Source organism: Mycobacterium lehmannii, assembly GCF_002245535.1.
In the GTDB taxonomy this organism is placed as follows: domain Bacteria; phylum Actinomycetota; class Actinomycetes; order Mycobacteriales; family Mycobacteriaceae; genus Mycobacterium; species Mycobacterium lehmannii.
On sequence record NZ_NKCN01000016.1, the window covers coordinates 113,258 to 121,678 of the forward strand.

The window sequence follows — 8,421 nt, forward strand, 5'->3', positions numbered from 1 at the left end:
CACGGGTCCATTCTCCCCGATCGCAGAACCACCGCGGCCAGCGCACTAGGGTCGTGATGTGGTGAGTCCGTCGCGCGCTGCCGCGCGGTACCACGGCGATCAGGCCGTGGTCCCCGGGATGCTGGACTTTGCCGTCAACGTCCGCGCTGATGAGCCCCCGTCCTGGCTGGTCGACCGCCTCTCGGCCCGGTTGGCCGATCTGGCCCGGTATCCGAGCGCGACCGATTCTCAGCGGGCGCTCGACGCGGTCGCCCGCAGGCACGACCGCACCGCCGACGAGGTCGTGCTGCTGGCGGGGGCGGCCGAGGCGTTCGCGCGGTTGCCGGACCTGCAGCCGCGACGCGCCGCCCTGATCGCGCCGTCGTTCACCGAACCGGAGGCGGCGCTGGCCGCGGCCGGGGTGCCCTTCGTGCACGTGGTGCTGGAAGCGCCGTACACCCTGACCCCGGACGCGGTGCCCGGCGACGCCGACCTCGTCGTCGTCGGCAATCCGACCAATCCGACCGGCGTACTGCACACCCGCGAGCAGGTGCTCGCCCTGCGCAGGCCCGGGCGCATCGTGATGGTGGACGAGGCGTTCGCCGACGCTGTTCCCGGCGAGCCCGGATCGCTGGCCGCCGACGCCCTGCCCGACGTCGTCGTCCTGCGCAGCCTGACCAAGACGTGGGCGCTGGCCGGGTTGCGCGTCGGTTACGCGCTGGGCGCGCCGGACGTGCTGGCACGGTTGACCGCACGGCGTCCGCACTGGCCCCTCGGCACGCTGCAACTCGAGGCCATCGCGGCGTGCAGCACACCCGATGCGGTGGCCGAGGCCGACGGTGCCGCCCGGCGGCTGACGGAGGTGCGCGCGGAGATGGTGGCCGGCTTGACTAGCATCGGCGTGCATGTCGTCACCGGTTCGGCCCCCTTCGTCCTGTTTTCTGTTCCGGATGCCGAGCTGATGCGAAAACACCTGGATCGCAGTGGCATTGCTGTGCGTCGCTGCGACACGTTCGTCGGGCTCGACGGTCAGTTCCTGCGCGCGGCGGTACGTCCGGAGTGGCCCGTGCTGGTCGAGGCGATGGCCGAGGTGCTGCGATGAGCGCCCGGCTGGCCGACATCATCGACGTGTTGGAGGCGGCATATCCGCCGGAGCTGGCGCAGGACTGGGATTCGGTCGGCCTGGTCTGCGGGGACCCGTCGGAGACCGTCGATACGGTCACGGTGGCCGTCGACGCGACCGCCGACGTCGTCGCCGAGGTGCCCGAGCGCGGACTGCTGCTGGCTCACCATCCGCTGCTGCTGCGCGGCGTGGACACCGTGGCCGCCAGCACCGCCAAGGGCGCCCTGATCCATCGCCTGATCCGCAGCGGCCGGGCGCTGTTCACCGCGCACACCAACGCGGACTCGGCTTCGCCCGGCGTCTCCGACGCGCTGGCCGAAGCGCTCGGGCTCACCGTCGAGGAGGTGCTCGCCCCGGCGAGTACGGAATCCGACCTGGACAAGTGGGTTGTCTTCGTGCCTGCGGAGAACTCGGAGGCGCTGCGCGAGGGCATGTTTGCGGCCGGGGCAGGGCGTATCGGTGACTATTCGCACTGTTGCTGGACCACGACAGGCACCGGGCAGTTTCTGCCGCACGACGGCGCGTCACCGGCGATCGGCAGCGTCGGATCCGTCGAACGCGTCCCGGAGGACCGGGTGGAAGTCATCGCCCCCGCGCGGTTGCGCGGGCACGTGCTGGCCGCGCTGCGGGCCGCGCATCCCTACGAGGAACCCGCGTTCGACGTCTTCGCGCTGGCGCCGATTCCCGGTAATGCCGGGTTGGGACGCATCGGCGTGCTGGATCGTCCTGAACCGTTGTCGGCGTTCGTGTCTCGCGTGCACGAAGCGCTGCCCGCCACGTCGTGGGGCGTGCGCGCATCCGGTGATCCGGACGTCGAGGTCTTGCGGGTCGCGGTGTGCGGCGGTGCGGGTGACTCGCTGCTCGGCCTCGTCGCACGCATGGGTGTCGACGCGTACGTGACGTCGGACCTGCGGCACCACCCCGCCGACGAACACCGACGCGCTTCGCAGGTCGCGCTCGTGGACGTCGCGCACTGGGCCAGCGAATATCCGTGGTGCCGCCAAGCCGCAGACCTGCTGCAAGCCCATTTCGGTGACGCGCTGCCTGTGCGGGTGTCCGACGTGCGCACCGATCCGTGGAATGTCGAGAGATGAGCATGAAAGCCGAAGTAGCTCAACAACAGACGCTATCCGAGTTGGCCGAGCTCGATGCTTCCCTTGCCCGGCTGGAGCATCGGGTGAAGAACCTCGCCGAACAGCAGCGGCTAGAGGAGGTACAGGCTGCGCATCGGGAGGCCAACGACCGACTCGCGGCACTGCAGATCGCCATCGAGGATCTCGACGCCCAGATCGCCAAGTTCGAATCCGAGATCGACTCGGTCCGCCAGCGTGAAGACCGTGACCGCAAGCTGCTCTCGGGCGGCTCGGTGGACGCCAAACAGCTCACCGAGTTGCAGCACGAACTCGACACCCTGGAGCGCAGGCAAGCCGCACTGGAGGATTCGCAACTCGAGGTGATGGAGCGCCGCGAAGAACTGCAGCGCGACCAGCAAGCCGCGCTCGCGAGGATGGACGAGCTGCAGAACGAGCTGGGCTCCGCGCAGACCGCATGCGACGACGTCCGTACCGAACTGGATCAGCAGCGCCACCAGAGCCTGTCGCGCCGCGACGAACTCGTCGCGGCGCTCGACGCCGATTTGGTCAGGCTCTACGAACAGCAGCGCGCCCGCGGCGGTGCGGGGGCCGGCCAACTGCAAGGGCGCCGATGCGGAGCGTGTCGCCTCGAGATCGACAAGGGGGAGCTTGCGCGCATCTCCGCGGCGGCCGACGACGAGGTGCTCCGCTGCCCTGAGTGCGGCGCGATTCTGTTGCGTCTCAAAGGATCCGGCGCGTGAAGGTCATCGTCGAGGCCGACGGTGGTTCGCGCGGCAACCCGGGTCCGGCGGGCTACGGGGCGGTGGTGTGGTCGGCGGATCACGCCACGGTGTTCGCCGAGCGCAAGGAGGCGATCGGTCACGCGACGAACAATGTCGCCGAGTACCGCGGGTTGATCGCCGGCCTGAGCGAAGCGGCGAGCCTGGGCGCCACCGAGGTCGACGTGCGAATGGACTCCAAGCTCGTGGTGGAGCAGATGTCGGGCCGGTGGAAGGTCAAGCACCCGGACATCGCGGCCCTGCATCAGCAGGCCACAGCGCTGGCTACCCGTTTCGACCGGGTCACCTACAAGTGGATTCCGCGTGCGGAGAACAGCCACGCCGACCGGCTGGCGAACGAGGCGATGGACGCCGCGGCCGAAATTCCTTCCGGCGTGGCGGAAACCAAACCGCATCAGGCGTCGACCCCCACCGCGTGGAGCGGTGCGCGTGGGGCGCCGACGCGGTTCCTGCTGCTGCGCCACGGCCAGACCGAGTTGTCGGTCGACCGTCGATACTCCGGGCGCGGTAACCCCGCGCTGACCGATCTCGGCCGTCGTCAGGCCGAAGCCGCCGCGCGCTATCTCGGACAGCGCGGGGGTGTCGCGGCGGTCGTCACGTCACCGCTGCAGCGGGCGTACGACACCGCGGCGGCGGCGGCCAAGGTGCTCGGCCTGGATGTCACCGTCGACGACGACCTGATCGAGACCGACTTCGGGGCCTGGGAGGGCCTGACCTTCGCCGAAGCGGCCGAACGCGACCCCGACCTGCATCGGCGTTGGCTGCGCGACACCTCGCTTGCGCCTCCGGGCGGCGAGAGCTTCGACTCCGCTGCAGAGCGGGTCGGCAGGGCGTGGGCACGGATCCTGGCAGAGCGGGCGGGGGAGACGGTGCTGGTGGTCTCGCACGTGACGCCGATCAAGACGTTGCTGCGGATGGCGCTCGACGGTGGCCCGAACATCTTGTACCGGCTGCACCTCGATCTCGCGTCGCTGTCGATCGCCGAGTTCTATCGCGACGGCGCGGCATCGGTGCGGTTGGTCAATCAGACGGCGTACCTGGATTAGTCGTGTAGGTGCAGCCGCTCGCCGTGCGGCCCGAAGATCGTGATCGCCTCGACCGGCCCGTCCACCACGCCGAACCAGTGCGGCGTCCACGTCGAGAACTCCACCGCTTCACCGGGTTTCACGGTAAAGTCGCGCTCACCGAGGATCAGGCGCAGCCGGCCGGACAGGACGTACATCCAGTCCTGGCCTTCGTGCACCGGAAGTTCGGCGGGCGGGTTGCGCCGCCGGGCGCTGATCCGGATCTTGAAGGCGTGCAGACCGCCGGCGGCCTGGCGGGTCAACGGCCAATACGTGATGCCGTGTGCGGTATGGGATCCGCTGCGCACGCGTGGGTCCTCGGCTTCCGGCGCGCGCAGCAGTTCGTCGGTGCTCACCGACAACGCGGCCGCCAGCCTGGGCAGGTGGTCGAGGGCGAGGCGACGCTTGCCGGACTCCAGCCGGCTCAACGTGGACACGTCGATGTTCGACCGCCGAGCCACCTCCTCCAGCGTCAGGCCGTGCTGGGTGCGCAAATCGCGCAGCCTGCGTCGCACCCGCGCGTCGACGCCGTCTTCATCTTTTGCCTGCATGGCAAGAAATCTTGGCAGTTTCCCGCGGCCGCTGCAAGGTGGTCGCATGGACAGGATTTGGGATTGCGTCGTCGTCGGTGGCGGTGCCGCCGGGCTGAGTGCCGCGCTGGTGCTGGGCCGGGCCCGTCGTCGCACACTGCTGATCGACGGCGGCGCACAGAGCAACCTCCCCGCGCACGGCATCGGTGGGCTTCTGGGCCACGACGGCCGACCGCCGGCGCAGCTGTACGCGTTGGGACGTCGAGAGTTGTCGGCGTATCCGTCGGTCGAAGTGCGAACGGCAGAAGTCACCGGCGGGGAGCGCGCGGACGAACTGTTCGTCCTGCGGTTGGACGACGGCAAAGTCGAGCGGGCCCGGAAGGTGGTGTTGGCCACTGGCATGGAGTACCGGCCGCCGCCGCTTCCCGGCCTGGCGGAGCTATGGGGTCGGTCCGCCTTCCACTGCCCGTTCTGCCACGGCTGGGAAGTCCGCGATCAGCCCCTGGCCGTGCTCGCCAGCGGTGAGCGTGCGGTGCACACGGCACTGTTGCTGCGTCTCTGGAGCGACGACGTCGTCCTGCTCACCGACGGTCCCGCCGATCTCGACCTCGCTCAGCGCGAGCGCCTGGCGGCTGCGGGTGTGACGATCGACGAACGGCCGGTGGCCGAATTGGTAGGTGCCGCAGGCACTCTGGAGGCTGTAGTCTTCGCCGACGACAGCCGGCTGCCCCGGACAGGCATCCTGATCGCCACGATGCTTCACCAGCGCTCTTCGCTGGCCGAACAACTCGGCGCCACAACGGGCGAGCCGACTCCGGTCGCGCACAACCCGGTTCACATCGACGCGTTCTATCGCACCAGTGCAGACGGCATCTTCGCCGCAGGCGACCTGGTGGCCCAGATGCCGCAGGTGGCCGCGGCGGTGGCGGCGGGTTCGGCGGCGGCGGCCGCCGTCGTGCAGAGCCTGGTCGAAGAGTATTTTCCAGCAGTCGTTCCCGAAGGGAGCCCACATGTCAACGCCTGACGCCAAACGACATTGGGAAGAGCGCTACAGCGAACGCAATCGCATCTGGAGCGGGCGGGCGAACGTTCGTCTGGTCGAGATGGTGTCCGGCCTCGAGCCCGGTACCGCGCTCGATCTGGGCAGCGGTGAGGGCGGCGACGCGATGTGGCTCGCCGAAAGGGGATGGCGGGTCGTCGCCGTCGACATCGCCGAAACCGCGTTGCGGCGTGCGGCCACCGATGCCGTCGCGCGCGGGGTCGGCGATCGGATCGACTTTCAGCAACACGACCTGTCGGAGAGCTTTCCCGAAGGCGAATTCGATTTGGTGAACGCGCAGTTCCTGCACTCGACGTTCCCCCTTGATCGGACGGCGATCTTCCGCTCGGCCGCGCGGGCGGTCCGGGCGGGCGGGCTCCTGCTCATCGTCGACCACGGCACACCGCCGCCGTGGCTTTCCGAACTTCATGGCCACCACCAGACGTTCACACCGCCCGAGGAGGTCGTCGCGGCGCTGAACCTGTCCGAGTCCGAATGGGAACCGGCAAGGATCAGTACGCCGATGCGTGACGTCACGACGCCGGACGGCGAGCCGGCGCAGTGGTCCGACAACGTCATCCTGCTGCGGCGCCGGTAGACGCCGGTCGCGGTCGCATTTCGTGAGGTTCTCCACAGGCCGAAACTCATTCACAGAGAAATGCTTTCGTCGTTAAGACTTGTCAGTGGTCGGGCGTAGTGTCGGAAGCATGTTCGAAGAGGCTTCGGATGCGGACTTGGTCACCTTGATGGGTGAGGAGGCGCGTGAGGAGGCCGCGGCGACGGGACGGCGGTTGTCGTTGGTGGGGGAGTTGTGCGCGCGGCGTCACCCCGAGATGGTTGGAGCCGAGTTCTATGTCGCTGATGCGATCTCGGCGGTAGCAGCTGAGATCTCGGCGGTGCACAACATCAGCCACGCCCGGGCGGTGAGTCAGGTCGAGATGGCCCTGAGCCTGCGGGATCGGCTTCCGCAGGTGCTGCGGAGGTTTCGTCGGGGGGTAATCGACTATCGGATGGTGTCGACGATTATCGCGCGCACCCAGAACGTCGATGACGAGGTGATGGTGGGCCTGGATGAGGCGTTGGCCTGGCGGGTTGAGAAGTGGATGAAGCTGTCCAAACCCAAACTGCGCGATCGCATCGATGTGTTCATCGCCGAGTTCGATCCGGCCGCGGTGCGCGTGCCGCCCGAAACCGACAAGCACCGCTATGTCGAGATCAATCCTGGTGACGTCGCGGGGACGGCCTTGATGTCTGCCCAGCTCCGTGCTGAAGATGGCGCCGCGCTCGATGCTGGGTTGGATGCGTTGGCGGCCACGGTGTGTGACAACGATCCGCGCACCAACGCCCAGCGCCGCGCTGATGCGTGCGGGCCGCTGGGGCGCCGGGAAGCCACACTGGCTTGCCAGTGCGGGCTCGACGATTGCCCAGCGGCTGGGCGGCGGGCCGAGGCGGCTGCTGCGGTAGTCCATGTGCTGGCTGAGCAGGGCACCGTGGAGGGCACCAGCGCCAAACCGGGATATCTGCCCGGTTTCGGGGTTCTGCCTGCCGAGTCGGTGCGTGAGCTGGCGCGCAACGCTGAACTCAAGCCGGTGATCGTGCCCTCAGCCGATGACGCTGCGCGCGCCGGGTATCGTCCCGGCGCCAGGTTGACTGAGTTCTTGCAGTGGCGCGACGTGACGTGTCGCTGGCCTGGTTGTGACAAACCGGTGTGGGGCTGCGATGTGGACCATACGGTGCCGTGGCCCTACGGCCCGACGCATCCGTCGAACACTAAGCACTACTGCCGCATTCATCATCTGATCAAGACGTTCAATAGCGGCAGCGGTGGCTGGCGGGAAGAACAGTTGCCTGACGGTGCAGTCGTTCTCACCGCCCCGACCGGACACCAGTACCGATCCGAACCCCACGGGGCGAGCTTGTTCCCGGTGCTGCGCCAACCCACCGGAGTCATCCGAGCCACCGCACCCCCACCAAACGACACCGCCGAGCGGATGGCGATGATGCCGCGCCGCAGGCAAACCCGCGAACAGGTGCGCCGTGAACGCATTGACACCGAACGACGGCGACGCAGCGAACTGATCGGCGAAGAGCAACGCCAACATCAGGCGTGGCTCGCCGCGAATTACAAGCCACCGCCGTTCTGAACTCGGCGTCACGCGCATCTTGCCGGCAGGCCAATTGATCATGAAATTGATGAACCTGCCAATATTCGGTCTCCGCGGCCCTAAGCTCGTGTCCAGATCTTGCCTCGTGTTCCGGAAAAGTGACCGTAGGAGACAGGAGTCCATGAGAAATCTCCCTGTAGGAACGGCGGCTGGTCTCTGTGCCGTTGCTTTGAGCTTTGGGCTTGTGGGCTGTGGTTTCAGCGGTGAAAGTGACACCGCCGCCACGACAACGACCTCGGCGACGAGCACAACCGGCACGTCGGCCGCGCCCAGCCCCCAGGCGGACGACGAAGACACGATCAACGAGTACATCACCGAGAACGGCATCGCCGAGACGCCGATCAAACCGGGTGAGCCGGGAACCCCCGATTTCGATTTCCCCATTCCACCCCGATGGAGCGATGCGGGGGAGGCGACGCCGGAGTGGGCCTACGGAGCCATCGTCTACGACGCCCCCAAGGATCCCAACGATCCGCCCGACATGTACGCGATCGCCTCCAAACTCACCGGCAACGTCGACGTGAACCGCCCTGGTTCTGCCGGAGGCTCGATCTATTGGATTGCGACCAGGGGCTGGTCGCTCCGTTGGGCATCGTAGAACGTGGCCTCGAACTCGGTCGGAGGGACGTCGTCGAGGTAGCTGTGTAG

General features: G+C 68.0%; 8 protein-coding genes and 1 pseudogene. 8 read left to right on the top strand and 1 reads right to left on the bottom strand.

From position 1 onward, the window contains the following. Nucleotides 1–58 precede the first annotated feature (58 nt). From cobC to CEX87_RS18190, 4 genes are read left to right on the top strand one after another with little or no spacing between them, the layout of a single operon-like run. The gene (gene cobC / locus CEX87_RS18175) at nucleotides 59–1,081 is read left to right on the top strand and encodes an Rv2231c family pyridoxal phosphate-dependent protein CobC (RefSeq protein WP_094288445.1); all 1,023 of its coding nucleotides are present in this window, start codon (nucleotides 59–61) and stop codon (nucleotides 1,079–1,081) included. Further along, on the top strand, nucleotides 1,078–2,196 hold the full coding sequence (locus CEX87_RS18180) for a Nif3-like dinuclear metal center hexameric protein (protein WP_064425684.1): 1,119 nt from the start codon (nucleotides 1,078–1,080) through the stop codon (nucleotides 2,194–2,196). Before cobC ends, CEX87_RS18180 begins: the two co-directional genes overlap by 4 nt. Before the next feature lie 2 nt (nucleotides 2,197–2,198). Continuing rightward, nucleotides 2,199–2,936, top strand: coding sequence for a zinc ribbon domain-containing protein (locus CEX87_RS18185; protein WP_064394078.1), 738 nt, complete (start codon nucleotides 2,199–2,201; stop codon nucleotides 2,934–2,936). Next, the gene (locus tag CEX87_RS18190) at nucleotides 2,933–4,021 is read left to right on the top strand and encodes a bifunctional RNase H/acid phosphatase (protein ID WP_094288447.1); all 1,089 of its coding nucleotides are present in this window, start codon (nucleotides 2,933–2,935) and stop codon (nucleotides 4,019–4,021) included. The genes CEX87_RS18185 and CEX87_RS18190 overlap by 4 nt, the downstream gene beginning before the upstream one ends. Here the strand turns inward: CEX87_RS18190 and CEX87_RS18195 are convergent. Continuing rightward, nucleotides 4,018–4,590 (bottom strand): helix-turn-helix domain-containing protein, encoded by a 573-nt coding sequence (locus CEX87_RS18195; RefSeq protein WP_066808474.1) that lies wholly within the window; start codon nucleotides 4,588–4,590, stop codon nucleotides 4,018–4,020. The two genes, CEX87_RS18190 and CEX87_RS18195, sit on opposite strands and share 4 nt — an antisense overlap. Before the next feature lie 46 nt (nucleotides 4,591–4,636). Between CEX87_RS18195 and CEX87_RS18200 the strand changes: the two genes are divergently transcribed. From CEX87_RS18200 to CEX87_RS18215, 4 genes and pseudogenes are all read left to right on the top strand, one after another. Next, a complete protein-coding gene (locus CEX87_RS18200) occupies nucleotides 4,637–5,593 on the top strand; it encodes an NAD(P)/FAD-dependent oxidoreductase (RefSeq protein ID WP_094288449.1) in 957 nt (318 codons plus the stop codon). Beyond that, nucleotides 5,580–6,206, top strand: a complete 627-nt coding sequence (locus CEX87_RS18205) for a class I SAM-dependent methyltransferase (RefSeq protein ID WP_094288451.1) — start codon at nucleotides 5,580–5,582, stop codon at nucleotides 6,204–6,206. The genes CEX87_RS18200 and CEX87_RS18205 overlap by 14 nt, the downstream gene beginning before the upstream one ends. 109 nt (nucleotides 6,207–6,315) lie before the next feature. Then, on the top strand, nucleotides 6,316–7,752 hold the full coding sequence (locus tag CEX87_RS18210) for an HNH endonuclease signature motif containing protein (protein WP_094288453.1): 1,437 nt from the start codon (nucleotides 6,316–6,318) through the stop codon (nucleotides 7,750–7,752). A 142-nt stretch (nucleotides 7,753–7,894) separates the two neighbouring features. Further along, a pseudogene (locus CEX87_RS18215) lies at nucleotides 7,895–8,284 on the top strand (LpqN/LpqT family lipoprotein); the annotation flags it as partial. Between the last annotated feature and the right edge of the window lie 137 nt (nucleotides 8,285–8,421).

Excerpts from the sequence above, each read along its gene's own strand:
- CEX87_RS18205 (WP_094288451.1), top strand. The coding sequence starts at position 5,580 with ATGTCAACGCCTGACGCCAAACGACATTGGGAAGAGCGCTACAGCGAA.
- CEX87_RS18180 (WP_064425684.1), top strand. The coding sequence starts at position 1,078 with ATGAGCGCCCGGCTGGCCGACATCATCGACGTGTTGGAGGCGGCATAT.
- CEX87_RS18200 (WP_094288449.1), top strand. The coding sequence starts at position 4,637 with ATGGACAGGATTTGGGATTGCGTCGTCGTCGGTGGCGGTGCCGCCGGG.
- CEX87_RS18210 (WP_094288453.1), top strand. The coding sequence starts at position 6,316 with ATGTTCGAAGAGGCTTCGGATGCGGACTTGGTCACCTTGATGGGTGAG.
- CEX87_RS18195 (WP_066808474.1), bottom strand. The coding sequence starts at position 4,590 with ATGCAGGCAAAAGATGAAGACGGCGTCGACGCGCGGGTGCGACGCAGG.
- CEX87_RS18185 (WP_064394078.1), top strand. The coding sequence starts at position 2,199 with ATGAAAGCCGAAGTAGCTCAACAACAGACGCTATCCGAGTTGGCCGAG.